This window comes from bacterium (Candidatus Blackallbacteria) CG13_big_fil_rev_8_21_14_2_50_49_14 (genome assembly GCA_002783405.1).
Classification (GTDB): Bacteria; Cyanobacteriota; Sericytochromatia; order UBA7694; family UBA7694.
This window is the reverse complement of the sequence record PFGG01000009.1, coordinates 1-25,000: the sequence shown is the minus strand read 5'-3', so window position 1 is coordinate 25,000 and position 25,000 is coordinate 1. Positions and strand designations below refer to the sequence as shown.

Here is a 25,000-nt window from a genome sequence, read left to right as displayed (position 1 = left end):
CTTAACCCTTTGTAAATCTTACGATTTGAGATTCCTTATAGCTTGCACCAGAATCAGCGACGAAAACCGTGCCGCTGGAATCTACAAAGAGGGATTTGGGAGCGGAGAAGTCACCAGAGCCAAAACTGCCGAGGGATTCACCGCTGGATTTAAAGTATTTCACACCATCGGTTTCGAGTACGAAAATGGTTCCTTCACTGTCAACACTGACATCCAGGGGAGAGGTCAAGCCACTCACCACCTGTGAAGCATTGCCACTGCTGTCAATTTTCTGAATGGCATTGTTAGAAACCACGTAGAGATTGCCCTGGCTGTCATGGCCTACGCCGCCAGAGGGAATCACAGTGCTGAAAGCAGAACCTGCAGAGAGAGAAGCATCAAATTTTTGAATTCCACTGGTGGTCGCTACGAAAATATTGCCACCGGCGGTGGTAAGATCCAGCGCATCTGAGAGAGCGGCATCTACAGCCGTGGTGCTGTATTTAGCGGCGGCATCCATGCGATAAAGTTTGCTTTGCGCGTCTGTCACAATCAGATTGCCAGAGTCATCGAGGGTGGCTGCTTGAATGGTTTTGGGCATTTTATAACCAGCTGCGCCCAAGGTAAAGGTTGAAAGCAGGGATTTGCCCAGGTCTTTCCAACTGCCACCTGAGGTATCCATTTGAATCACCGTGCCTTTGGTCGGTGTTTTCACATCAACGGCAGCCACATAGATCGAAGAACCATCAGAAACAACACTGACGGGCTGCCACTGATTAAATGTGTCCTGATCGACCTTATAATTGCCATCAGCAATATAACCAGCACCGCCCCCCAGGCTGCTGCCAGAAGGCACATAAGGGGAACCCAAATCCATATCAGGAATTTCATCCAGATTTTGAGCGGCATCTGCAGCAGGCACTTCAGCTTCAGTTTGTTCGAGAGCGGGTGCAGTAGTGTCTACAGCAGGAGCTTCTTCAAGAGGCGCATCAAGAGCAGGTGCTTCTTCAGCAAGAGGGGCAGCCAATTCAGGAGCTGCAGCTTGTTCAATTGGGGCAACAGCAGAACTGCTGTCATCCAGACTTTCGATGGGGGTAATACCTGAGCTGCCAGCATCACTTAAAGAGGATAAGGAGGAGGCCCCCAAGGAGCCAACGGTAGCAGAGCCAGGAGAATTCACGCTGCCACCACAGGCGGTCAAGCTCAGGGTCAAGGTCAGGGCAGCTAAAATTTGATGACGTTTCATTTTCTAATATTCCTCTCTCTTCGCGATCTCTCTCGATAGTTTGTTTGTAGAAGACAAGTGTGAAAAGCTGACGTTATCAAGTTAAAGCAAAGGTTAATCTCATTGTAATTCTGGATTAAATCTTAAAATTTATAGAGCGATTGCCCGATACGCATTTAAAAAATGAAAAGCTATAATGGGGACAGGTCACTAAATAAATTGAATCAGAAAGATTGAGAAAGATGCTCGATCTACAGGCCCTGCGTGAAACCCAAAGCAAAATAAAATCCAGCCGCACAGAGCATATACAGGATCTGTGCTTGATGGGATACCAGATTTTGGCCGAGGTCTGGAACTCTCAGTTTGAACAGAAAGACCAGCTCAAGCAAGCGCTTGAATGTTTTGTGCGCGCTGTAAAAACGCAAAGAAATTCAGCAGAAGCCTTCGTCGGTTTGGCCTATCTGTTGATGCTCATTCAAGAAAATGAACAGGCCAAACCGTATTTGCGCGAAGCACTCAGACTCAACCCCCGACAGGCAGATGCTCAGAAACTCTTAAAAGCCCTCTATCTCCCTCCGACCCAAGTAGTTTCCCGCTCAAATCCCCCCCCCTCTGTGCCAGCGCCCCTTCCAAGTTCTCCCCTTCCGGTAAACAGCCTGACACCCGAACAACTCTTGCTTGATATTCAAAGAGCTTGCCAAGCGGCTCAGGAAAAAGTACTGCCCTTGCCTTCTGGCAGAGCAGACGATCTTGAAAATTTAACCCAAACACTTGAGCAATTCAATCTCAGCTATCGTGATTTAAAAGCCGAGCTGAAAATGCTTGAAGCAGAAGAAGACTGCACCGCTCTTGAAATCGCACTTTACCCCTTTGAAAAAATCATCAGGGAATGGAAAAAAAATTTAGCAGTCAATGAAGCCTTCCAAAGTTTGCTCCAAAAAATTGCCAAACAAACCCAACAAAGCCAGAAAGCGATCTTCACGCTTAAAAGCTCCCAAGGATTCAAACAGATAGAGATTTATGAATCCCGCCTGGAATTTTTATTAGATAGTTGCGATCGTTTTGCCGATGAAATTGATCTGTTTCAGGAACAGGGATTTGCAACCCACGAACTCGAAAACTGCTATGCTCAATTATTGGAAACGGTGGAAAGCTTTCGTGAAGCGCTCGATGAAGCGCAAGGAAACCCAGAGGCTTAAGCCCAACTGATTAAGTCCCTTCAGGATTGGGAATAAAAAAATATGAATACTGAAAGTTTAATAAAACCTGTTGCGCTTGTGGATGCTAAACCCTATCTACGCCTGAAATATTCCTTGGATTTTTGCTTTGCACTGTTGATGCTGCTCTGTATGGCTCCCCTTTTACTGTGCGTGGCCCTGCTGATACGCCTCGAAAGCAAGGGGCCCATTTTTTACCTTCAAACCCGTGTGGGCTTGAATGAGACCCCCTTTCAAATTTATAAATTTCGTACCATGGTGGCTGGCGCAGATAAAATCGGCCCCCTTTTAACCGAAACCAATGATCCCCGCATCACCCGCTTCGGCAAGCTTCTACGCCGCACCAGTATCGATGAACTGCCTCAACTCTTGAATATTCTGAAGGGTGAAATGAGTTTTATTGGCCCTCGGCCTGAAGTGCCACCCATCGTTGCTGATTATACTGAACGTCAGCGGGGTGTTTTTCAGGTGCGCCCCGGTTTAAGTGGCTGGGCCCAAGTCAATGGTCGGGACGAATTGGATATCCCCACCAAACTCAATCTAGATCTCGAGTATATTGCAAATCTTTCTTTGGGAATGGATTTTAAAATCCTCTGCCTGACCCCACTGGCCGTCTTGTCAAAACGCGGGGTCAATTAAACACTGCTTCAGACAAAAAATGTAAAAAACCGGTCGCGCTAAGCAACCGGTTTTTTAGCGGAGGGAACAGGATTCGAACCCGCAACCCCAAAGGGGCCACTGTTTTCAAGACAGCTTCCTCACCACCCGGACTCCCTCCAAAAGTGGACAAACCCAGAATAACATACGCCCCCCCCTGATGTGAATCAGACTGATAAAAACTGCCACTATTTCTTACCCGGTCGCCACCAGTTCCAACGCCCCAAAAGCATCATAAAACTGGGAACAAGTAAAAGTCTGACTACGGTGGCATCCAATAAAATAGCCGCTGATATTCCCAAACAAATCTCCTGGGTTTGCGGCGAACTCGAAAAAATGCCAGGAATAAATACCCCCAATAAAATAAACACAGCCCCTGTAATCACAGAACCACTTCGGGCCAAACCTTCAACAATGGCCTCACGAACTTGCCCATGGCGGTGATAATTTTCGCTGATTCGGCTCAGAATGAGCACCTCGTAATCCATACTCAGACCAAAAATAATACAGAAAAGCACCAGGGGCACAATATTCGTAACCGCACCATTGACAGGGGTATGTAGAACCGAACTGAACCAACCGTCTTGAAAAACCAAGGTCAGCAAGCCAAAGGCTGAAAGTATCGGCAAGAAGTTCATGATTGCAGCCTTGATCGGCAAGATCAAGGTTCGCATGGCAGCAAAGAGCAAGAGGTAAATACTCCCAAAAACCAAGCCTAAAATCAGAGGCGTTTGGCGATACAACTCATGGGTAAAGTCCTGCACCCGCGCAACGACCCCCCCAGATAAAAGTTTTAATTCTGGATGCTCTTGGGCATAGTTTCGGGTAAAATTTAATATTTTGCGGGTATCGTCAAGCTCCATCGGATCCTTGGGCAAGACCTGAATCAGCGTCAAGTGATTGCCTGAACTCTGATTCACCAAAGATGCAAAGCGCGGATCAGGGCGGCTCAAGAGGCCGAAGGCCCCCAGGGTATTGTAAAGTGCCAGATAATCCCGAGATTCAAATCCCGGACTCCAGCTCATCAAACCTTTTACTTCAGAGACGAAGGGTTGTGCCAGCAGATCTTGGCTCAAACGATCCAAAGCCAGCAGCACAGCAGGATCAAATACAGTCTTTCCAGGAGGCGCTTTGAGAACCAGGATCACGGGTAAAATCTCGCCTCCCCAGCCATCGGCCTGCAAACGCAGATAGCCTTCCATCGATTCTGAATTCCTCGGCGCAACGGCCTGAACGGGCTCCCAAAGTTTCATGCGGGTCACGGGCCAGGCAAAAATACCTAAAAGCAACAAAGAAAGCATAAAATAGCGGCCTGGATGTGCAGTAATCTGCTCTGAAAATTTTTTCCAAAAGGGATAGCTGTCGATTTTGGCTATCCAGCGGGAGAGAAAACGGGGGCGATCGAGATAGGGTTCCCCCAGGGCCAGCAAGGCCGGTAAAACCAGCAGGGCATTGCCCAATGAGATCAGAATCACCAACAGAATTCCCTGCATCACAGCCCGGCTGAGGCTGACATCGGGAATCAAAAGCACAGCGATGCTACAAAACATGATCAAGGCCGAAAAAAGAATCGTTTCCCCAGCCAGTGCCAGGGTAATACGCAAAGATTCCTCAATCGTATGCCCGGCCTGTCTTTCTTCTCGAAATCGACTGACGAGAAAGAGAGAATAATCAATCGCCAGGGCCAAACCGACCAAGCCCGTTAAGATCCGCGAAACGGGATTAACTGAAAATCCCGGTAATTTCAAGAGACTGTTCAAAAGGATCAGGGTCGAAGCCCCCATCAACAAAGGCAAAAAAGCAGCGGTTAAGGCCCCAAAATTGAGCACCAGGATCAAAAAAGACAGCAAAAGGGCAATACTTTCGCCCCGGTGTGAGTCCTTGCGCCCTTCCTGATGCGCGTCATACTGAAAAGCAGTATTGCCCGTCAACCAAATTTTACCGGAATGCCGTTTCGACCAGTCAGCAAGATACTTGCGTAAGGGGCCGGTTTGGGCCTGAGCTTCAGGCAAGCGCAAATCGGGTCGAAACTCAAGCAAAAAAAGTCGGTACTGGTGTTTTTTGCGACTTGAAATTTCTTTTACACGGCTGAGTAAGGGAAAATGGGCTTTAAGATCTTGGGCTAAAGTCTCTGCAAAGACTGAGTTTTCGAGCACCAAAGCCGCCGAGCTTCCCAAACGGGAAGCAAACTCAGTACGCAGAATTTTTACGACTTCTGCGGCCTCGGTTCCGCTTGCGCCGGAAAGTTCAGTTTCTTCATTCTGATGCGGGTTAAGACCTAAATTCAAAATCGCCAGCAGGATCAGCCCCAGCCAGAGCAAGACGATCCATTTTCTTTGCGCAAACAAAAACTGACTGAAGTGTTCGAGAATCGTATTCAAGCGTTTTCCCTTCGGCGTTCAGGTCACAAACTCTGAAATTTTTTAGTTGAAGCTATAAAATAGAGGCTTTCGTTTGCATGCAACTGGTTTCAATCCCAGGGGTATGGTATGATTCTGCATGTATTTTACCAGTATTTGACAGTCCTGAATGTCAGGGTTGGCAGCTCTTTATATCAGCCGAATCCGATCGGCATTATCCTTGCGCGGAAAGGGACATATGATGGAATCTGAAACTCACAAGGAACAGGAAAACTGGGAAAAGCTCACCCGTGTTGAGCGTCTCGGTGAAATGCTGGTCCGGATCAATGCGTTGAAACTCTCACAATTGACGGATCTCATGCAGGAACAGGAACGCACGGGCAAGCGCCTGGGTGAACTCGCTGTTGAAAAGGGTTTTATTACCCAAGATGCCCTTGTCGATTATTTGATCGCCCAAATCCGGGGCAGCCAATCGGTTGATGACAGCCTGCGAGAACTGGGTCGCATGACCAACGAAGAAAAATGGGAACGTCTTTCTCAGCATGAACGCTTGGGAGAAATCTTGATCAAACGTCAGGTCATTCGCCTTTCACAATTGGTTGAAGCCATTGAATTCCAAAAAGAACACCCCGAAAAACATTTGGGTGAAGTGCTAACCGAAAAAGGCCTGATTTCAGAGGAAGATCTCAATGAAGCCCTGAAAATGCAGTTTCAACAAAACGAAACCCTGCGTCACACGCTTGAAGAGGTTCAAACCCCGCATCACCATCCAGGCGAAAAGCATTAATCCCATTCAGAACCCAGCACTCAAAACAGCGCTTGAAACCAGGTGCTGTTTTTGATTTTTTTGAATGCGAGCATTTTGTCAGCTGCCCGACAGAAAAGATCCCTGTCTTCTGAGATACTCCCTTTATCACTGAAAGCAGAGGGAAGACATGTCTGAACTTAAAACAGCAAAGCGCCATGCATTCAAAAAATGGGCAAAGCCCGCTGTTTTTTTGGCAGTTTTGGTTTTGCTTTTTATCAGCGCCCGCTTCTTGGGTTTGGATAAAAAATTAGCAGAACTTCAAACCTGGATTCAATCGCTGGGTACGCTTGGGCCGATTGTCTTTGTTGCGCTCTATGCGCTTGCCACTGTTTTAGCGATTCCAGGCTCGGCCTTGACCCTTGCCGGAGGAGCCTTGTTTGGCTCCAGCACAGGTTTGATTTGCGTCAGTTTGGGCTCTACCCTGGGAGCCGCACTTTGCTTCTTGATCGCCCGTTATCTTGCCAGAAACACCCTTGAACAAAGCTTTGAGAACAATCCGCTCTTTCAAAAATTAGACGCTCTGACCGAAAAACAAGGCGCGATGATTGTGGCGATTACCCGCCTGGTGCCCCTGTTTCCATTTAATTTACTCAATTACGGTTTTGGCCTGACCAAGGTTCCCTTTTTGACCTATCTGTTCTGGTCCTGGCTCTGTATGCTTCCCGGTACCTTGCTCTATGTCGTGGGTTCAGACGCCCTGACCCAGGCCCTGGCCAAGGGTCAAATTCCCTGGCCCTTGGTCGGTCTTGTCATTTTGATGTTGATGCTCATCAGTTTGATCGCACGAAAAGCACAAAAGAAATTAGAGGAAGCATCGTCCTGAACATTTCCAGGTAAATTTTGGGCTAAACTTTGAGCTGGGGACGACAGTTTCTTTGCCTCTCTGGGTATATGAATAGCTAAGAAGATTATAATGACAGGATGCTGCTGTGCTGATTACGAACAACCCTCTCTTTTCTCTGCCTGCGCCAAAAGCCGCTTCACCCGCACTGGGTCTGGGTCAGAGCCGTCAAAGTCTGGATCAGATGCTCGAAAGCATTTGCACCCAGAAAGATATCTGTAACGCTCCTGCGGCACCCCAGGGCTCAGCCAACCAGAGAGTGGATTTTATCTCCGATCATCCCCAAACCCAGGCGTTTTACCTGAATGGCATTCGCACGCCTGAAAAAAGTGCAGAAGAGGCCCGCAAAGCCCTGGAAGGCAAAACCGGACTCGATATTCAGATGCTGTATAACCCTACGGATGGCTTGCTTGCAGATACCGCTGAATCCCTCATGAATATGTCAGGAATGGACACCAAGGTTTCACGACGCGCGGAAAAAGCTTTCGCCCAGGCCTTGGAGAAGGGCGATAAGGTGCAAATTTTTGCGCACAGCCAAGGGGCGGCCATTGCAGCGGACGCCCTGCGCAAACTTGAAAAAGACTGGCAAGCCAAAGGGGTCAGCGAGCCTGAGATCCGGGAGCGCCTCAGCCGGGTTCAAATCACAGGATTTGGAGGCTTTGCCACCGAAGATCATTTTCCCAGAGATGTAAAGGTTGAACTCTTCCGACACCCCAATGACTATATTCCCAAATTTGCCTTGGCAGTTTCAGATTTGGGCAAATCAACCCAAACCCAAGCCCAGGATTTTATGCCCAGCTTGAAAAGATTTGGAGATACCCTCGGCAGTTTTGTAGCCTTCAATACGAATCAAGCCCTCAATTTTATTGCCAGCCGTCCTGAAACCCTAAGCAAATGCACAGGGGGAAGCCTGGATGATTTGGGCACAGCCTGTGCAACGATTGGGCAGGTCATTGAAAGCGATCATGATATGATTGTCAAAAACGACTTCGCCCGTTCACATTACAGTTCAGGCTATGTCGAAATGTTTGCCAAGGAACAAGAACTCAAAGACCGTCTGGCCTAGCCCCCTTAAACATTCTCCCCAAAAGATCTGCGCTGATATTGCTCCTCAGTTCTGAAACTCCAAAGCGTAATCACCATGCGTCAGCAAATGGCCCTGCGGATGGGGAAAGAAATAAACCCAGGCTAAAACTTCAAGCCCCGTGTCCAATTGAACGGGGACCTTTTCGCGCACATAGACAAAGGGATGTTCTTCAAGATCATCAAGTTTTGAAAGCGTGTCCTGGTTCACCCGATAGACTTCAACACGAATTGGCGAAACAGGTTCGTGCTTATCAACACAGGGATAATCGGCAAGATACAGCGCATAGGCTTCCTGGGTCCAGCCGACCCCGAGCATGGGGCTGTCTGAAAGCAGAAAATGCCATTTGCGGCCCTGCCGCAGGGAGCCGTAAACGGCCACCAATTCACAGCATTCACAGGCTGGAATCAGGCAAATTTTCTGGTAATAGGCTTCAGATAAGACATCCTGGCCTGCCCAAAAATGTTTGAGATCGCGACAGGCGGGCCGCCCTTCTGCGATCCAGTCTTCAGGGGCGGTATAAACCCAAGCCTGAAGACTATCCCCGTCTGGCGTACGTACCGTCAAGTATTGCCGCTGGGCACAGACAGGCACGCTTTCTGCACAATCCAGCGCTTCCAGGGCATCTTCGCGCAGCAAATACAGTGCCCCCTCCACATGTGCTCCTTTTTGAGGTCGAAGATTGGCATCGGCCTGACCTTCTCCGGCCCCACTGCGACGTGAAAAAACCAATTCCCAATCCTCTAAAAGTGCGGGTTCACGACTTTCCCATGCGCCAACACGCTGGGCCATCAAGACAGGGTCGAGATCTCCGGCATAGGCAAAATAGTAAACCTTTTCCATTAGCCATCACGCAATTTATCAAGAATCGAGGCGTCTTCAAGCGTTGAGGTATCTCCGCTTGCTGCGCGGCCTGCCGCAATATCGCGCAAAAGTCGGCGCATAATTTTGCCGCTGCGCGTTTTGGGCAGGGTGTCTGTAAAAATAATTTCTTCAGGTCTGGCAATCGCACCAATTTCTTTGACCACATGCTGGCGCAGGGTCTCTTTCAGCTCATCACTGGCCGTATAACTGGATTCAAGCGTGACAAAAGCAACAACCGCCTCGCCACGGATTTCATCAGGTTTGCCCACCACTGCCGCTTCAGCAACTGCCTCATGGCTGACCAAAGCGCTTTCCACTTCCATGGTGCCCAAACGGTGGCCTGAAACATTGAGAACATCATCCACCCGACCCATAATCCAGAAATAGCCATCGGCATCCTGACGGGCCCCATCTCCGGTAAAATAAAGACCCGGATAGCGTGACCAATAGTTCTGAACATAGCGGTCAGGATCGCCGTAAACCGTGCGCAGCATGGAGGGCCAGGGCTTGGTAATCACAAGATAGCCCCCTTGGTTGGCACCTACGGGATTGCCCTCACGATCCACCACTTCAGGAAAGATACCCGGCAGGGGCAAGGTCGCTGTCCCCGGTTTCAGCGGTGTGGCCCCCGGCAAAGGCGCGATCATCATCGCCCCCGTTTCAGTCTGCCACCAGGTATCGACAATCGGACAGCGGTTCTTGCCGATCACTGAGTGATACCACATCCAGGCCTCTGGATTGATCGGCTCACCCACCGTTCCCAAAAGACGCAAAGAAGACAGGTCATGGCGCAAGGGCCATTTCTCACCCCATTTGATAAAGGCCCGTATCGCAGTGGGGGCCGTATAAAATATACTGACCTGGTATTTGTCGATGATTTGCCAGAAACGATCTGGATCGGGGGTATTGGGGGCGCCCTCATACATTACGGTGGTCGCCCCATTGGCCAGCATGCCATAAACCACATAGCTGTGCCCGGTGATCCAGCCAATATCTGCCGTACACCAATAGGTATCGTCTTCTTTGAGATCAAAGACCAGCTTGCTGGAATAGGCGGCACCCAAGAGATAACCAGCGGTGGAATGCACCACCCCTTTGGGTTTGCCCGTTGTACCTGAGGTATAGAGAATAAACAGCGGGTGTTCACTGTCGAGTGCTTCAGCAGGGCAATGGGCATCGACACAGTCCATTATATCGTCCCACCAATGGTCACGTCCGGGATGAAAACCCACCTGTTGTCCGGTACGTTTGACCACCACCACCTGCTCCACACAGCCGACCCCCTCGAGCGCCTGATCGACCCAATCCTTGAGGGGAACAATCTGGCCTCTGCGCCAGCCCCCATCGGCAGTCACCACCATTTTGGCCTGGGCATCCTCGATCCGGTCACGCAGCGCTTCTGCACTGAAGCCCCCAAAGACAATGCTGTGCACAGCCCCGATACGGGCACAGGCCAGCATGGCAATAGCGAGTTCGGGAATCATGGGCATATACAGGGCCACCCGATCCCCTTTGTGAATGCCTAATTTCTTTAAGACATTGGCAAAGCGGCAGACTTCGCGGTGCAATTGTTGATAAGTCAGGGTACGGCTGTCACCAGGCTCCCCTTCCCAAATCAAAGCCGCCTTGTTGCGACGAAACGTGCTCAGATGACGATCCAAACAATTGGCAGAAAGGTTGAGCTGCCCCCCCAAAAACCACTTCGCAAAGGGCGGCTGCCAATCTAAAACCTGCTCAAAAGGGGTGATCCAATCCAGATATTCAAGGGCCTGACGGGCCCAGAAGGCTTCGGAATCTTGATGGGCTTCTTCGCACAGGGCATGGTATTGCTCCATGGAATAAATTTCTGCTTGATCAGAAAAATGGACAGGGGGTTGAAAAACCCGCTCTTCTTTCAGGACGGAAGTCAGGTTCTGGTCGTTCATACCGGCCTCCAGGCTGTGTGGTAAACCTACCATACCGCTCGTTTGAGGCGAAGTCAATCAAATTCCTCTGAATCAAACGCGACTTCACCGCCCTGTGGCTCAATCTGCTAAAATACGCTCTGCCCACTCCATTACAACCTGCGCAGAGAAGAGAAAGAATGAATCCTTGATGTTATTTCAGTTTGACGACTATTTCCAAGCCCCAACAGAACGCCCCCTCTTAAGTCAGCATGAAATACAGGCGCTGGTCATGCATTTGAGCCGGGGCACCGAAATTCTCGCGATTGAGCCGCTCAGCGGGGGCTTTCGCAATCAAAACTACCGCATTGAACATCCCCAGGGCCAAGCTGTTTTACGGGTGGCATCGGAGACCCAATCCGCTCTGAAAGAGCTGAATCTAATGCAAAGGCTTTCTCAGTTTCTGCCTGTACCCAAGGTCTTGGCTGAACGCCAGACATCGGCCCATGTGTTTGCCTTGCTTGAATTTATCGAAGGTCAACGGGCCGATACCCTGCCGCACAATCTATCTGAAGCCAGTTTACTTTCCTTGGGGGCTGCCATAGGCGCGACTTTGGCGAAGATCCATCAAATCCAATTTCCGGCTACAGGTTTTTTAGATTCCGAACTGAAAATCCCCGACCCACTCACGCATCTGGGAGACAGCTGGCTGGCCTATATGCGCGAGGTTCTACACGGCAAGCGCGCAGAGCAGCGCCTGGGCCGGGAAACCTGCCAGGAAAGCCTGCAAATGTTAAACCGCAACGAATATCTGCTCAGAGATCTCGAGCCCGTTCAACGCCTGGTGCATTCAGATTTTAATCTGAAGAATCTTTTGGTGCGCGAGAAAGATGGCTATTGGCAGGTACGGGCTGTATTAGACTGGGAATTCGCCCATTCGGGCTCCCCCTTGGTGGATTTTGGCAATTTTTTCCGCTTTGAAAAAGAACTCCCACAGGCGCTCTTTGAGGGCTTTTTACACGCCTATCAGGAACTGAATGGCCCCCTGGGGCCCCTGTGGCGCAAACAAGCAAAATTACTCGATCTTACCTCCATGTGCAATTTTTTGGATGCGCCTGAAGAACGACCCATCACCCTCAAAACTGTCAGGAAGATCTTTGCGGAAACGCTTGAAAGCCTGGCTTAAGCCTTTAAATAATCCGCATGCCAGTGCAGGTGCTCCCCGATAAAGGTTGAAATAAAGAAATAGCTGTGATCATAGCCTTCGCGGTATTGCAGCTCAATCGGATAGCCCGCCTCATGGGCCGCCTGCTCCAACAATTCGGGCTTCAACTGCTCTGCCAGAAACTGATCTGCACTGCCCTGATCAATCTTGGTGGGCACATGAATTTCGGCTTTGCGAATCAAGAGATGGGCATCATAGGCTTCCCAGGTTTTGGGATCTGAGCCCAGGTAACAGCTGAAAGCCTTATAGCCCCAGGCACATTGACTGGGTGCGCAGATCGGCGCAAACGCCGAAACTGACGTATAGCGCTCTGGGTTGCGCAGAGCCAGAACCAAGGCTCCATGTCCCCCCATCGAGTGCCCCGCAATAGCCGCCTTGCCGGAGGTCAGAAATTCAGCTTCTATCACGGCAGGCAACTCCTTCAGCACATAGTCATACATGCGGTAGTGACGGTTCCAGGGTTCTTCGGTGGCATTGAGATAAAAGCCTGCCCCGGTGCCGAAATCCCAGCTATCGTCTTCGCCGGGTAAATGCGCTCCACGGGGGCTGGTATCTGGCGAAACCAGAATCAGACCCAATTCAGAGGCATAGCGCTGGGCGCCGGCTTTAAGAATAAAATTTTCTTCTGTACAGGTCAGCCCAGACAGCCAGTAGACGACTGGGCAGGGTTTATCATCGGCCTGGGGCGGCAGATAAACGCCAAACTTCATTGAAGTGCCTGTGGATTCTGAACTGTGAAGCCAGGTTTCCTGCCAGCCGCCAAAGGCTTTGACCCGGCTCAGACGGGCCAGATCAGACCCGGTATGAAATTCAGACATCGTGAAGCACCACCGAACGGATCGCCTTGCCCTGGTGCATCAAATCAAAGGCCTGGTTGATTTCAGCCAGGGGCAGGGTATAGGTAATCATTTCATCGACTTTGATTTCACCGGCCAGGTATTTTTCTACATACCCCGGCAATTGGCTCCGCCCTTTGACGCCGCCAAAAGCACTGCCGCGCCAAACTCTGCCGGTCACCAGCTGAAAAGGGCGGGTAGAAATTTCTTGGCCGGCTCCTGCCACGCCAATGATCGTCGATTCCCCCCAACCCTTGTGACAGCATTCAAGGGCAGCACGCATGACGTGGACATTGCCAATACATTCAAAGGAATAATCCACGCCCCCGTCCGTCAATTCCACAATCACCTCTTGAATCGGCGCACTGTAATCTTTGGGATTGACGCAATCGGTTGCTCCCAATTGGCGGGCAAACTCAAACTTATCGGGATTGGTATCAACGGCAATAATGCGGCCCGCTTGGGCCATCACCGCACCCTGAATCACGCTCAGGCCAATTCCGCCCAAACCAAATACAGCCACGCTTGAGCCTGGGGTCACTTTGGCGGTATTCAAAACAGCGCCAATGCCTGTGGTAATGCCACAGCCCAAGAGACAGACTTTTTCCAAAGGGGCTGCAGGGTTAATTTTCGCCAGGGCAATTTCGGGCAAAACCGTATGACGGGCAAAGGTAGAAGTGCCCATATAGTGATGAATCATGCGCCCTTGGTAGGAAAAACGGGAGCTGCCGTCAGGCATCAAGCCTTTGCCTTGGGTGCTGCGAATCGCCTGGCAGAGATTGGTCTTGCCTGAAGTGCAAAATTTGCACTCCCCACATTCCGGGGTATAGAGGGGAATCACGTGATCTCCTGGTTGAACAGAGGTCACACCCGCGCCTACCGCTTCAACAATGCCGCCTCCTTCATGCCCCAAAATCACAGGAAACAAGCCCTCTGGGTCATCACCCGAGAGGGTATAGGCATCGGTATGGCAGACGCCACTGGCCACAATCCGCACCAGCACCTCACCGGCCTGGGGTTCCTGCAAATCAATCTCAACAATTTCAAGGGGTTTACCCGCTTCAAAAGCAACAGCAGCAATCGTTTTCACGCGTTCACAACTCCGATTTATCCAAATAAAATTCCAAACTCAAAAAAACAGCACCGATCTTTTCAGAACAGTGCTTAATCAAAGCGGGCGACGAGATTCGAACTCGCGACATTCAGCTTGGGAAGCTGACACTCTACCAACTGAGTTACACCCGCAGGATTTGAATACTTAGGCATTATATCACAGCCCCCTGTTCAGAAAGGAACAGTTTGTCTCTCCTCTTAAAACAGATCCCTTGATATACTGAAGCACCATGCAAAGTTTACTGCCCCAACTTAAAGTGCTCATTGCCGAACCCCATGCCCTGCTTTGCAGTGCATTAAAAGCCTGCCTGCGTTCAGAGTCGACTTACCAGGTCAAAGCGCTTGCAGACAGTGTCCCTGAGTTGCTTAAAGCACTCTCACAAGCAAAGGTAGATTTCGTTATCCTGCACGCCCCCTGGGCCACCCCTGAAAATCTTCAAAAAATTGCAGACTCAGGTTCCCCAGCGGTTTTGGTGCTCGCAAACAACAAACAGGCCTTTGAAAATTTAAGGTTCTCAGGAGTACAGGGGGTTATTTCACTCGAAACAGGCATGCGTACCCTTTTGCCAGCGCTTCATTGTCTTTCTCAAGGCCAGGCCTACGCCTGGGATCATTCCGTGGAACTTCCCCCCCAAGTATCCGTCCAAAGGCTCAAACAACCCAATCGACTCACTCCCCGCGAAAATGAAGTGACAGCCCTTTCCGCCCGTGGCCTCAGCCCTGAAGCAATTGCTTCAGAACTGAAGATTCAAACGGCAACCGTCAAACGCACCTTAAAACGCATTGCTGAAAAAAACAGCAAAATCCAGAACCCGGCTTAAGACCTGCCAAGCCTGGCTTTGCTTTGGTTTTCAAATTGAGTTTAGCCTGTTCACTTGCTCTGGGGTATGTCAAAATGAGAAAGAATATTTTGGCGATAAACAGGTAAGAACAATGCTTCCAGATAATCTATTTGTACATGACCATCCTCTGATTCAAAGGGATATGACCCTTCTCAGAGATAAAAATACCCCTTCTCCAATTTTCCGGGCCATGATCAAAAATCTGGCCCGGTATATTGTATATGAGGCCTCCAGCAAACTTGAACTGGCACCTCAAGAAGTAGAAACTCCGCTTGGCCCCTGTCTGGGCAAGCGCATCAAATGCTCCCATATTGTTCTGGCTCCGATTCTTCGGGCCGGTTTGTGTATGATTGATGGAGCCTTCGAAGTGTTTCCCTTTGCACAGGTGCGCCATATTGGTCTCTACCGCAATGAAGAAACGCTTCTGCCCGTTGAGTACTATGTAAAAATCCCAGAAGAACTGGCAGCTGACACCCTGGTCTTTATTCTCGATCCCATGTTGGCAACAGGAGGTTCAGCGATTGCGGCCGTAGATATTCTGAAAAAACGTAAGGTGACGAATATTCACTTTTGTTGCCTGATTGCTTCACCCGAAGGCATTCAAAAACTCTCAGAAGCCCATCCTGATATCAAAATACACACAACCTCCGTTGATCAGGGACTCAACGAAATTGGTTATATTCTGCCAGGTCTCGGAGATGCTGGTGACAGGGCTTTTAATACTTGATGAATTCCCTGACAGCAGCAAAAATTCTGCTGATTGAAGACGAAGCCCAAATCTCGCGGTTCATTGAACTTGAATTGAAATGCGAAGGCTATCAAGTTGAATGCGCCAATAACGGGATTTCAGGGCTGACTCTGGCCAGAGAAAAAATTTTTGATCTGATTATTCTAGATCGCATGTTGCCTGGCATTGATGGCATGGAAATCTGTCGACGTTTACGCCGGGACTCTCAGATTCCCATTCTCATGCTCACGGCACGCAGTGAAGTTCAAGACAGGGTAGAGGGTTTGGATTCAGGGGCCAATGACTACCTGACCAAACCCTTTCACCTGGAAGAACTTTTGGCACGTATCCGTCTGCAATTGCGCTTAAACCAGAACAAAAACGAAGATGAACTGGCCTTTGAGCATTTACGTTTGAACCTGCGTAGCCGTGAAGTATTTTCAGGAGAAATCCCCCTTCATCTGGCCCCAAGAGAATTTGAACTGCTGGCACTTTTGATGCAAAACCCTCGTACCGTTTTAACCCGCTCGCATATCTTAAGCTCTGTCTGGGGCTGGGGAAACGATGTACAGGAAAGCGTGCTGGATGTGTATATCCATGCTTTGCGCGAAAAAACGGAACAAACCCATCAACCCCGTCTAATTCAAACCGTGCGGGGAATAGGCTATATTCTCAAAGAATCCCCATGACGCTTCGAAAAAGACTTTTCCTCTTCTTTTTCATTTTGGCGGTTTTAATCCTCGTCATTCCCAATCTTTTAATTGGTTGGGCCATGCAACAGCATTTTTTAATGCTGGCACAACGCGAAGGAGAAGAAATCACCCAGAGGATTCAAAGTTTTATAGATTTTTTGGCGCTCAAAAATCCAGAAATAAGTTTAGATTTACACAATCCTGATAAAGTACAAGAAATATTGGATAATACCAGCCGTTACCTCTTAAATAAAGAGGGGCTAGAAATAGAAAGTGGTTTTTTCTTAGAAATCAGAGGCCCCCAAGGGGATTTAATTGCTGCTTCGGCCAACCTCAAAAACGAAACCTTGCCCCAATCTAACGAAAAAATCACCCAATATCTCAAAATAAAAGATTTTAAAGCTATTCCCGTTCTCATTCAGGAAAGCCAGCTCCAGGTGAGGAATCAAAATCTAGGCACTGTGCGGGTCGCTGTTTCACTGCTTGAAAATAATTATTTTATTAAACAATTGCTTGTATTTTGGCTTGTCAGTCTGATGCTTACCCTGATACTTACCTTTTTTCTTGCCAATCTTTTTTCCCAACAGGCACTTAAACCCTTGGTATCTCTGAGCAGTGCCGTCGATCAGATGATCTCGACAGGCACCCTGACAGATCTTAAAACCCAGGGCTTGCCACCCGACCCGATTGGTATGCTGGCTCGGAGTTTCAATGCTCTTTTGCACAAAATCCAGGAGCTACTGATCAAACAACAGGATTTCCTGGCCGATGCTTCGCATGAATTGCGTTCCCCCTTAACAGCCATTCAAGGCCATGCCGAATTGCTTTTAAAACGGGGGGCCACACATCCTGAAATACTCGAAGAAGGGTTGGGAATTATACGTCAGGAATCTGAAAGGCTTTCAGCCTTGGTAGAAGACATGTTGCTTTTGGCTAAAACACGCCAAACAGCCCCTCATCAAGAAGAGCTGGAAATCAACAAACTTTTGCAGGAAGTCTATGAGGCGCGCCAAATGCTGCATCCCCAACTGGTATTTTTGCCCAGTCACGAGGAGCTTTGGGTCAAAGGTGAAAAAGCGGCACTGCAACGGGTCTTTATTAATTTAATCGATAATGCGCTGCGCTACAGCCCCCCAGAAAAAGAAGTCAAAATCATTTCCTATGCTCAAGATCAGCAAGCCCATATTGAAATTCAAGATCAAGGGCCCGGCATCCCAGAAGACAAACTCCCGCATATCTTCGAACGATTTTATCGTCTTGAGCCCGATCGCAACCGCAGCCAAGGAGGAACAGGTTTGGGACTGCCAATCGTGAAAGAAGTTTTAAATTGGCATGCGGGAGAAATCAAAGTTTTTAGCCAGTTGCTTGCGGGCTCTTGTTTTAGAGTCAGCTTACCGAGCGTAAATTTTGAAGCCCTGGCTCTGCAGGAAACAAAGTTAGATTCAGATTTCTGAGCGCCAATTCATCTTCTGCCAAATACCCAGCAAAGACCTCCATTTGATAGGTCAAGTGCAATAAACTCTCTTCCCATTTCTGCAGGCAGATTTCATCTGCAAGGAATGATTTCTCTTGGAGATCCTTTGCCAGAGCGCAGAGAAAGCCTTCCTCCGCTAAGGAAAAGGCAGATTCCAATTGATGCAGGTCTGAACCAACGCCACTCACACAATACAGACCGGGTAAAATAGAGGCTTCAAAGCGCATCCAGGAGCGATTTAAGGCCTGGGTTTCTTTTCGTTTCGTGTCTGCCATTAAAATTTCATGGCGAAATTGTGAGGACTCTTTGTGTAAAGCAATTTCCAATTGATCGCATAAATTACCCAAGTGAATCCGATAATGCGCAAGAATATCGTCCTCCAATAAGGAGATTCCCCCAAAATACCAATTTACAACGTCCAGAGATGAAACGGTCAGCATGCTGAGCATCTCCTGATAACCCATAAACTGAAAACTGCCAAGATTTTTATATTTCTCGAGTAGCGGCCGCAGGCTTCTCAAATGTGAAACACTTGCGTCATAAAGCAAAACAAGATACTTATCCTTTTCTACGGATTCGCCAGGTCGAATATAGACAGAGACCAATTCAGCCCCTAAACTTTCAAGCAATTCTTTTTGTACCCGTTTCATACTTGCAGATATAGATTTCATGTGCATTTACCCCTGAGTTTGTATTTTTCAGACTCAATATTTTCTCAGTTTAAGCAAGCTTATCTAAATTTTGCATGAAAAGAATCTTAGGATTTCTTAAGATTCCCCCCTGTTCAAATTTCCACCTGGGTCTTGTATGGGATAGCTCGTGGTATAATATTAAGTAGTGTTTAAGTAAAGGAAAACGGTCATGAAAAACCAGCTCATTAAGATCAGTGCTCTGATGATAACGCTCAGTCCCCTGGTGGCTTGTACCCGTGTTCCTGTTGGCGCATTTGGCGTCAGTGGTTCAGATGGCGCCAATGCCATCAGCGTAGATGCCGGTGCCAATACCCTGGAAGAAAAAAAATTAACCCGCCTTAAGCAAATTGATCAAAAAATTCAGGAAAGCGCTGATAAACTCAATGCCGTTCTGGATCCCAACAAGGTTTCAGAACCTGCCAATTTGGATAAATTGGTGATTGGTGATGAACTGGATCCTTCCTTAAGCTATGATCGCCGCTTCAGTGCCAATCAAAAAATTGAGCAAAAAATGGATCAAAAAGCCCAGGACTTAATTTCTGGCGAAGCCAGTGCCACATCAACCAGTACCTTAACTCCTACAGACAGTTCCTTGCTCAATGACCGCAGTCTGAGAAACCAGGCCTCGATTGATCAAAATCTGAATGAAAAAGCGGCCAACCCTGGCGGCGATTCAAGTGTTGAAACAGCCAGCAGCCCAGCTCCATCAGCTGAAACAGACAGCGATACAAGCCTTGAAAAAAAATCTGAAACCAGTTCTGATCAAAGCACAAATACAGACAATAAAACCCCCGCTTTTTAAGTTAATTCTTCATGCAAATTATTTTGGCATCGGCCTCTCCTCGTCGCAAAGAACTCTTAAGTCAAGTGATTTCTGAGTTTCAGGTTCAGCCCGCAGATATTGAAGAGAGCTTCGATTCCAAGCTTGAAAGTCTTACTGCCCAAGTTGAAGACTTGGCTCTGCGCAAAGCACGTTTAATCGCTCAAAATTGTACTTCACCCACTCAAATTCTCGGTTCAGATACGGTTGTCGTCATTCAGCAGGAGGTTTTGGGAAAACCAGCCGATGCAGAAGACGCCGCCCGTATGTTAGGCAAACTCAGCGGACAATGGCATGAGGTGATTACAGCTGTCGCCTTAATCCAGACAGGTGAAGCTCCCAAAGAGCTCAGTAACCATGCCATCAGCCGCGTCAAAATGAAAGACCTGAGCCCAGACGAAATTCAAAATTATATCGCCAGTGGTGAACCCTTGGACAAAGCGGGAGCCTATGCCATTCAGGGATTGGCTGGGGTCTTTGTAGAAAAAATTGAAGGTTCTTGGGATACCATTGTCGGTTTGCCCTTAGAAAATGTCAAAGCACTTCTGTCTGCTGTAAAGGCTTAAAACGGGTTTCTTTCCTGAAGTCTTTTTCGCTGGCGTTGGTATTGGTCAACAGCCACCTGCAACCTCTGCACCAAAAATTTGGCTTTGACCTGCTGATGAGAAATCGGAAGCCGCGATTTACAGAGCATGGGATGATCCGTTGGATGATGCCGGATCCGAACCTGAAGACGATTATGAACCATGGTCTGATCTAAAGAAAAAGCTTCAATGGCCTGTAGGGGCAAAGTCATGTTCTCAATAGGTTCCGTTCCACCAAATTGGCTGTCTTTCCAGGAACGCAACTCCAAGCCCTGCATAGAAAGTTCAATGCGCATATGGGTGCGCAAACCTTCGCTGCGATGAATGGCGACAAAAATGCCACTGGCAGCCAATAAACTGATCACCAGCAAAGGCCCCAAGCCAGGTATTGCACTGAAAAACATACCACCAACCAAATCCACCCCCAGCAAAACTGCCATCAAGGTTTTGTAATCATGGTAAGTGGGCATCAGATGCATCACCAATTTTTCAGGGGTATCTTCCACCTCTATCGCGGGATCGGGTTTAAAGGGAAAATACGCCTGCACGCCCCGCTCAAAACGCATGGTGTCAATTTCAGCTAATTTTTTACGGGCCTCGCGCGCTGAGTGAAAGCGATCTGATACTTGAGGGGCCACCATTTTACTCAGCCACCACTGTAAACCTTCTGAGCATTGAATATAGCCTTTAAAGTCAAGCCCCAAACCTTCTGCTTTCTGCATTTCATTGGGGGTACGCCCTGAGAGAATATGCAAAAGGGTAACACCCAAACCATAGAGATCACTTTGAGGGGTTGCCTGCCCCCAAAATTGCTCAGGGGCCATATAGCCATAGGTTCCAATAATCGTAGAACCTCCTCCGCCCTCTTCCCTTAATATCTCCTGAACTGCACCAAAATCAACAAGTGCAGGATGATCCTGCTCATCAATCAGGATATTCGAAGGTTTGATATCCCGATGAATGATCTGCGGCTCGCGCTCATGCAAATCGATTAGAATATCCAACATTTGATCTGCCAATTGACGCAGACGATTTTCAGAGGGGCGCCAGCCACTGCGAAGCCTTTGTGGCAAGGGCATGCCCGGCAAAAGCGTGGTCACCAGATAAAAACAATGGCGTTCTGCCTGCTGAATTTCAAAAAAATCCAAGAGACGCGGCGTGCGCGCATGCCGCATTCGCTCAAGGATTCTCATTTCACGTTCAAAGAGTTCATAGCCTTTCCAATGTTCCATGCGGTTAAAATGAAGTTCTTTGACAATGACTGGGGTCTGGACCGAAAGTTTATGGGCACGATAGGTCACAGAAGAAGAGCCTGTGCTCAGAACTTTATCAATCTGGTAGAGATCATTGAGGACTTCTCCCACCGACAAAACCCAGTTCTGAACGGGCAAAAGACGCTCTTCATTCGAATTTTTTTCTGGCAAGCGATCTTTCAATTCTTGTCGATCAATCGCCTGAGAGGTTGCTTTTTGGATGGCAGGTAAAGACAAGGTTCGGGTATAGACTGGTAAAATAGCTTGCAAAACTTCCAAGGCCTCATCAGCACTGAAAAAACGTTGCTCCAGAGAAGGCAGAATCAATTGCTCAATCCAGTTTGAGAAACGCTCAGAACACTCTACAAAAGGGCGAAAATCCAATAACATCTCAGGATTCGGGATTTGCTGCGGTTCAAGCCCTGAAAGCAGATAGATCAAGGTCACCCCCAACCCGTAGAGATCAGTTTGAGGCACAGAACGCCCACTGTACTGTTCTGGCGCCATATAGCCAAAGGTTCCTATAATCGTAGATCCCCCTCCTCCTTCAGGGTGAAGGAGTTCCTGAACCCCGCCAAAATCAATCAAATAGACACAACCTGCCTCATCGAGCAACAGATTGGAAGGCTTAAGATCCCGGTGAACAACAGGGGGGTGTAAATGGTGTAAATAACTGAGAATCTGCAAAACCTGTACAGCAATTAAATAAACAAATTCCTCACTTAGCCCCAGACCTTCTTGTATCTTTTGATTCAAAGGAATTCCTGGCACTTTTTCGGTTACCAGGTAGACTGATTGAGAATCACCCTCACCTTCAAAATAATCAAGCAAAGCGGGGATTTGAGGGTGCTCCAAATTGGCGAGTGTTCGTGCTTCTCGCCGAAAAAGTTCGAGTCTTTTCCAACGTTCCAATTGCCCTAAACGCAACTCTTTGACAATACAAGAGGACTCCGTTTCCTGGTTGAATGCCAAAAACGTTGCTGAATCACTGCCTTGGGCCAAACATTGATCGAGTCGGTAATGGCCTTGAATAATCAGAGGCTGTGCATTTTCATTCATAGTTTTTCAGAAACATCTTACCACGTTCAGCCCTTTCAAAGCAGAAAAGAAAGAAGCTCACGTAAAACAACGATCTATTTGTAAGTAAATTACTTACGCATGTTTTTACTATTTTAAAATATATATACGTAAATAGAATATATATTCAAAATTATTGTCACATAATTGTAAATTCTTGTAACATAACTGATTTCAGACTCAATAGATTAGATTAAGATAGAACTCATAAAAGCTTGAATTGAATCAAGTTCTTAAATGCTGAAAGCGAATCTTTTGTTTCGAATAAGTTCTAATTTAACAATTTCATTTTTCTACGATATTTAGTGAGCAATACATCCAGAGCGAAGATGTTTTTTTAGTGAAAAGCCAAACTGAAGGGAGCAGTTCAAGGGCTGAAATACAAAGCGGACTTTGTTTTTTCTTAAAATTTGAGGAGGGAAGTCAACGCAAGCGTTGATTAAAAGTAAAAATGTCAAAAAGTGTTTTATTGGTAGACAGTGCGCTGAATTGTATGACTCTCAGTTCCATGCTAATGAAAGAGCGAGCACTTAAAATTGTTGGGGTCTCGAATTCATTTCAAGCAGCTCAAGAAAAACTCAAACAAAGTCATCCTGAATACATGATTCTGGATCCTCAGATTCTTTCCGAAGAAGAGCTTTCAACTCTGGTTCGGGATTCTCAGGCCCAGGATGTTAAAATTATCGTCTTTTCAAAAACCAATACCCACCCCCTGCTCAGATTGGCCAAATATATCAAAAAACCTGAAACCAATATTTCACGGGACACCTTCTCGATTCAAACCCTGTTGCATGCAGTCAATGCAGAAACAGAAATGATTCCTGTCAATTCCATTTCTACGCTCTCCAGTGAACCGCGAAGTGAAGCTGATCCCCTCAGAATCATGTTGATCGATGATTCAGCTCTAATGAAGCTGGTACTCAGCAACCTTTTAAAAACAGACCCCAGTTTACGTCTGATTTGCGATGCAAAAAATGGCCAAGAAGGACTGGAACTCTTGCAGTCCTATACGCCAGACGTGATTCTATTGGATATTGAAATGCCCGTCATGGATGGTCTGAGCTTTCTCAAACACGCCCGCCATTTAACCAAAGCCAAGATTATTATACTTTCTTCAATTGCTAGCCAGAAAGCCGATGAAATCAGAGCGCTTGGGGCTGATGCCATGATCGAGAAGCCCGATGGTTCTGTCTCGATGGATTTTGCAATTAAGTCTGGGGCAAAACTGCTTCAGCTGATTCACAAACTCATCCCCTAATTCCAATTTACCTTTTCTAATCTACTGTAAAATCTATTTTTACTTTCTAAGAATTTGCGAAATATTTCAGATAGGAAGACAGAGATATATGGATGAATTCGACTTGTATGAAGATGATGATATTAATATTGGTGATACTTATTTAACTTTTTCAATTGATCATGAAGAATATGCAATCTGCGTAAGTTATGTCACCGAAATTGTCAGACTTCAAAAAATAATTGAAGTTCCCGATGTTCCAAACTATATCAAAGGTGTCATCAATTTACGTGGAAAAATTATCCCTGTCATGGATATCCGCAGCCGCTTCAATTTACAGACTGTCGATTATTCAGATCGCACAGTCATCATTGTCTTGGAGCTGGGGGATGTTTTAACCGGTATTGCGGTAGACAAGGTCAACGATGTGACTGAGCTTCCCCCTCATTGTATCGATCCTCCTCCCCAATATTCGCGTGGAGGAGAAAACCAATCGGTGATTAAAGGCATTGGTAAAAACGGGGATCATGTCTATATTCTTTTGGATACAGACTGTCTCATACATAACAAAGAAATTCATCATGCCCTACTTGAAGTCTCTTAAACTTCAAGTTTTCCACATTCTGGCTTAAACATAAATAATTAAACTCATCAAGTGAAAGAGAGAACGTCTCCATGGTAAATATCGATTGTGCCCTTACCCAAAATGAAAAGAAAACTTTAGTCACCCAACTCAAAAAAGTCGGACAAAGTATTGAAAAAAATGAGGGTGAATTCTTGGCACTTGATCCAGCCAAGTTCTCAGAACCAGCCCAGGATATCGTGATTGAGTTTAACAAAGTCATTGAAACAGCCCAACTCCTTGTTCAATCTCAAGAAGAAACCGGTGGGGTTTCATCTCAAATGACCCACGCTGCACTTGAAAGCGTTTCGACCAATATTATGATAGCCAATTCTAATTTTGAAATTGTGTATATGAACCCAGCCATCGTTCAAATGTTTAAAGATGCACAGCACGAAATTCGCGAGGTTTTTAAGAATTTTGACCCTGAAAATCTAATGGGCACGAATATCGACATTTTTCACAAAAATCCTGCCCATCAACGTAAAGTTTTAAAAGGTTTGACGGGAATTTTTCGCTCCAGAATCAGCATTGGCAGCAGAACCTTTGACCTGGTTGCAGCCAAAGCAGAAAACAGCGAAAAAGAAATTTTAGGCTATGTGGTGGAATGGACAGATGTTTCAAATCTTTTGATTGCAGAAAAAGAAAAAGAAGTTCTCTTGATGGACACCTTGCGCATTAAGGCCGGCCTTGACTGTGTAAGTACCAATATCATGATCGCAGATCCTCAATTTCAGATTGTGTATATGAATCCTGCCATTTATCAAATGTTTCGTGTAGCACAGCACGAAATTCGCGAAGTCTTTAAGGATTTTAATTCTGAAAAGCTGATTGGAATGAATATCGATGTCTTTCATAAAAATCCAGCCCACCAGCGCAAAGTCCTTG

23 protein-coding genes and 2 tRNA genes are annotated in these 25,000 nt (G+C 47.3%); 15 read left to right on the top strand and 10 right to left on the bottom strand.

Annotated features, from left to right (window positions below):
- Position 1 precedes the first annotated feature (1 nt).
- Positions 2–1,225, bottom strand: coding sequence for a hypothetical protein (locus COW20_01720; GenBank protein PIW50645.1), 1,224 nt, complete (start codon positions 1,223–1,225; stop codon positions 2–4).
- Positions 1,226–1,446: 221 nt separating this feature from the next.
- Between COW20_01720 and COW20_01715 the strand changes: the two genes are divergently transcribed.
- Positions 1,447–2,403 carry a hypothetical protein gene (locus tag COW20_01715; GenBank protein PIW50644.1) on the top strand — a complete coding sequence of 319 codons (957 nt, stop codon included), beginning with the start codon at positions 1,447–1,449 and terminating at the stop codon, positions 2,401–2,403.
- A 42-nt stretch (positions 2,404–2,445) separates the two neighbouring features.
- Positions 2,446–3,060, top strand: a complete 615-nt coding sequence (locus tag COW20_01710; protein ID PIW50643.1) for a sugar transferase — start codon at positions 2,446–2,448, stop codon at positions 3,058–3,060.
- A 55-nt stretch (positions 3,061–3,115) separates the two neighbouring features.
- Here the strand turns inward: COW20_01710 and COW20_01705 are convergent.
- Together COW20_01705 and COW20_01700 are read right to left on the bottom strand one after the other, a co-directional pair.
- A tRNA-Ser gene (locus COW20_01705) sits at positions 3,116–3,199 on the bottom strand.
- A gap of 67 nt (positions 3,200–3,266) precedes the next feature.
- Positions 3,267–5,459 (bottom strand): hypothetical protein, encoded by a 2,193-nt coding sequence (locus tag COW20_01700; GenBank protein PIW50642.1) that lies wholly within the window; start codon positions 5,457–5,459, stop codon positions 3,267–3,269.
- A 220-nt stretch (positions 5,460–5,679) separates the two neighbouring features.
- On the opposite strand from COW20_01700, the gene COW20_01695 reads away from it, so the two are divergent.
- The 3 genes from COW20_01695 (at position 5,680) to COW20_01685 (ending at position 8,153) form a co-directional block, all read left to right on the top strand.
- On the top strand, positions 5,680–6,225 hold the full coding sequence (locus COW20_01695; GenBank protein ID PIW50641.1) for a hypothetical protein: 546 nt from the start codon (positions 5,680–5,682) through the stop codon (positions 6,223–6,225).
- Positions 6,226–6,373: 148 nt separating this feature from the next.
- On the top strand, positions 6,374–7,069 hold the full coding sequence (locus COW20_01690) for a hypothetical protein (protein PIW50640.1): 696 nt from the start codon (positions 6,374–6,376) through the stop codon (positions 7,067–7,069).
- Positions 7,070–7,175: 106 nt separating this feature from the next.
- Positions 7,176–8,153, top strand: coding sequence for a hypothetical protein (locus COW20_01685; protein ID PIW50639.1), 978 nt, complete (start codon positions 7,176–7,178; stop codon positions 8,151–8,153).
- 45 nt (positions 8,154–8,198) lie between these two features.
- Here the strand turns inward: COW20_01685 and COW20_01680 are convergent, their stop codons facing one another.
- Together COW20_01680 and acs are read right to left on the bottom strand one after the other, a co-directional pair.
- Complete coding sequence (locus COW20_01680) at positions 8,199–9,014, bottom strand: hypothetical protein (protein ID PIW50638.1); 816 nt, start codon at positions 9,012–9,014, stop codon at positions 8,199–8,201.
- Complete coding sequence (gene acs, locus COW20_01675; GenBank protein ID PIW50637.1) at positions 9,014–10,960, bottom strand: acetate--CoA ligase; 1,947 nt, start codon at positions 10,958–10,960, stop codon at positions 9,014–9,016. The genes COW20_01680 and acs overlap by 1 nt, the downstream gene beginning before the upstream one ends.
- A gap of 169 nt (positions 10,961–11,129) precedes the next feature.
- Here acs and COW20_01670 point away from each other — a divergent pair, with 169 nt between their 5' ends.
- Positions 11,130–12,104, top strand: a complete 975-nt coding sequence (locus COW20_01670; protein PIW50636.1) for a hypothetical protein — start codon at positions 11,130–11,132, stop codon at positions 12,102–12,104.
- Here COW20_01670 and fghA read toward each other — a convergent pair.
- The 3 genes from fghA to COW20_01655 all read right to left on the bottom strand — a co-directional run bounded on the left by fghA (position 12,101) and on the right by COW20_01655 (position 14,224).
- A complete protein-coding gene (gene fghA, locus COW20_01665; protein PIW50635.1) occupies positions 12,101–12,961 on the bottom strand; it encodes an S-formylglutathione hydrolase in 861 nt (286 codons plus the stop codon). The genes COW20_01670 and fghA overlap by 4 nt on opposite strands.
- Entirely contained in the window at positions 12,954–14,069 is a 1,116-nt protein-coding gene (locus COW20_01660) for an S-(hydroxymethyl)glutathione dehydrogenase/class III alcohol dehydrogenase (protein ID PIW50634.1), read from the bottom strand. Before COW20_01660 ends, fghA begins: the two co-directional genes overlap by 8 nt.
- An 82-nt stretch (positions 14,070–14,151) precedes the next feature.
- Positions 14,152–14,224: transfer RNA gene (locus COW20_01655), tRNA-Gly, on the bottom strand.
- Between the two features lie 98 nt (positions 14,225–14,322).
- On the opposite strand from COW20_01655, the gene COW20_01650 reads away from it, so the two are divergent.
- The 4 genes from COW20_01650 to COW20_01635 all read left to right on the top strand — a co-directional run bounded on the left by COW20_01650 (position 14,323) and on the right by COW20_01635 (position 17,807).
- Positions 14,323–14,913, top strand: a complete 591-nt coding sequence (locus tag COW20_01650) for a hypothetical protein (protein ID PIW50633.1) — start codon at positions 14,323–14,325, stop codon at positions 14,911–14,913.
- 112 nt (positions 14,914–15,025) lie between these two features.
- On the top strand, positions 15,026–15,661 hold the full coding sequence (locus COW20_01645) for a uracil phosphoribosyltransferase (GenBank protein PIW50632.1): 636 nt from the start codon (positions 15,026–15,028) through the stop codon (positions 15,659–15,661).
- Positions 15,661–16,350, top strand: a complete 690-nt coding sequence (locus tag COW20_01640; GenBank protein ID PIW50631.1) for a DNA-binding response regulator — start codon at positions 15,661–15,663, stop codon at positions 16,348–16,350. The genes COW20_01645 and COW20_01640 overlap by 1 nt, the downstream gene beginning before the upstream one ends.
- A complete protein-coding gene (locus COW20_01635) occupies positions 16,347–17,807 on the top strand; it encodes a hypothetical protein (protein PIW50630.1) in 1,461 nt (486 codons plus the stop codon). The genes COW20_01640 and COW20_01635 overlap by 4 nt, the downstream gene beginning before the upstream one ends.
- Here the strand turns inward: COW20_01635 and COW20_01630 are convergent.
- Entirely contained in the window at positions 17,740–18,477 is a 738-nt protein-coding gene (locus COW20_01630) for a hypothetical protein (GenBank protein ID PIW50629.1), read from the bottom strand. The two genes, COW20_01635 and COW20_01630, sit on opposite strands and share 68 nt — an antisense overlap.
- Positions 18,478–18,688: 211 nt before the next feature.
- Between COW20_01630 and COW20_01625 the strand changes: the two genes are divergently transcribed.
- Together COW20_01625 and COW20_01620 are read left to right on the top strand one after the other, a co-directional pair.
- Positions 18,689–19,321, top strand: coding sequence for a hypothetical protein (locus tag COW20_01625; protein PIW50628.1), 633 nt, complete (start codon positions 18,689–18,691; stop codon positions 19,319–19,321).
- A gap of 11 nt (positions 19,322–19,332) precedes the next feature.
- Positions 19,333–19,905: a hypothetical protein gene (locus COW20_01620; protein ID PIW50627.1), complete on the top strand. Its 573-nt coding sequence runs from the start codon at positions 19,333–19,335 to the stop codon at positions 19,903–19,905.
- On the opposite strand, the gene COW20_01615 is transcribed toward COW20_01620, so the two are convergent.
- Positions 19,902–22,235: a hypothetical protein gene (locus tag COW20_01615; GenBank protein ID PIW50626.1), complete on the bottom strand. Its 2,334-nt coding sequence runs from the start codon at positions 22,233–22,235 to the stop codon at positions 19,902–19,904. The genes COW20_01620 and COW20_01615 overlap by 4 nt on opposite strands.
- A 469-nt stretch (positions 22,236–22,704) precedes the next feature.
- Here COW20_01615 and COW20_01610 point away from each other — a divergent pair, with 469 nt between their 5' ends.
- The 3 genes from COW20_01610 to COW20_01600 form a co-directional block, all read left to right on the top strand.
- Positions 22,705–23,511: a hypothetical protein gene (locus tag COW20_01610; protein ID PIW50625.1), complete on the top strand. Its 807-nt coding sequence runs from the start codon at positions 22,705–22,707 to the stop codon at positions 23,509–23,511.
- 88 nt (positions 23,512–23,599) lie between these two features.
- Positions 23,600–24,094 (top strand): chemotaxis protein CheW, encoded by a 495-nt coding sequence (locus COW20_01605; GenBank protein PIW50624.1) that lies wholly within the window; start codon positions 23,600–23,602, stop codon positions 24,092–24,094.
- Between the two features lie 71 nt (positions 24,095–24,165).
- On the top strand, positions 24,166–25,000 hold an 835-nt coding region (locus tag COW20_01600; GenBank protein PIW50623.1), incomplete at its 3' end, for a hypothetical protein.

Bases quoted from the DNA above. Each gene is read 5' to 3' on its own strand.
- COW20_01720 (PIW50645.1), bottom strand. From the start codon at position 1,225: ATGAAACGTCATCAAATTTTAGCTGCCCTGACCTTGACCCTGAGCTTG.
- COW20_01630 (PIW50629.1), bottom strand. From the start codon at position 18,477: ATGAAACGGGTACAAAAAGAATTGCTTGAAAGTTTAGGGGCTGAATTG.
- COW20_01695 (PIW50641.1), top strand. From the start codon at position 5,680: ATGGAATCTGAAACTCACAAGGAACAGGAAAACTGGGAAAAGCTCACC.
- COW20_01710 (PIW50643.1), top strand. From the start codon at position 2,446: ATGAATACTGAAAGTTTAATAAAACCTGTTGCGCTTGTGGATGCTAAA.
- COW20_01680 (PIW50638.1), bottom strand. From the start codon at position 9,014: ATGGAAAAGGTTTACTATTTTGCCTATGCCGGAGATCTCGACCCTGTC.
- fghA (PIW50635.1), bottom strand. From the start codon at position 12,961: ATGTCTGAATTTCATACCGGGTCTGATCTGGCCCGTCTGAGCCGGGTC.
- COW20_01645 (PIW50632.1), top strand. From the start codon at position 15,026: ATGCTTCCAGATAATCTATTTGTACATGACCATCCTCTGATTCAAAGG.
- COW20_01605 (PIW50624.1), top strand. From the start codon at position 23,600: ATGGATGAATTCGACTTGTATGAAGATGATGATATTAATATTGGTGAT.
- COW20_01635 (PIW50630.1), top strand. From the start codon at position 16,347: ATGACGCTTCGAAAAAGACTTTTCCTCTTCTTTTTCATTTTGGCGGTT.
- COW20_01690 (PIW50640.1), top strand. From the start codon at position 6,374: ATGTCTGAACTTAAAACAGCAAAGCGCCATGCATTCAAAAAATGGGCA.
- COW20_01650 (PIW50633.1), top strand. From the start codon at position 14,323: ATGCAAAGTTTACTGCCCCAACTTAAAGTGCTCATTGCCGAACCCCAT.
- COW20_01715 (PIW50644.1), top strand. From the start codon at position 1,447: ATGCTCGATCTACAGGCCCTGCGTGAAACCCAAAGCAAAATAAAATCC.
- COW20_01615 (PIW50626.1), bottom strand. From the start codon at position 22,235: ATGAATGAAAATGCACAGCCTCTGATTATTCAAGGCCATTACCGACTC.
- COW20_01670 (PIW50636.1), top strand. From the start codon at position 11,130: ATGTTATTTCAGTTTGACGACTATTTCCAAGCCCCAACAGAACGCCCC.
- acs (PIW50637.1), bottom strand. From the start codon at position 10,960: ATGAACGACCAGAACCTGACTTCCGTCCTGAAAGAAGAGCGGGTTTTT.
- COW20_01620 (PIW50627.1), top strand. From the start codon at position 19,333: ATGCAAATTATTTTGGCATCGGCCTCTCCTCGTCGCAAAGAACTCTTA.
- COW20_01640 (PIW50631.1), top strand. From the start codon at position 15,661: ATGAATTCCCTGACAGCAGCAAAAATTCTGCTGATTGAAGACGAAGCC.
- COW20_01610 (PIW50625.1), top strand. From the start codon at position 22,705: ATGTCAAAAAGTGTTTTATTGGTAGACAGTGCGCTGAATTGTATGACT.
- COW20_01625 (PIW50628.1), top strand. From the start codon at position 18,689: ATGAAAAACCAGCTCATTAAGATCAGTGCTCTGATGATAACGCTCAGT.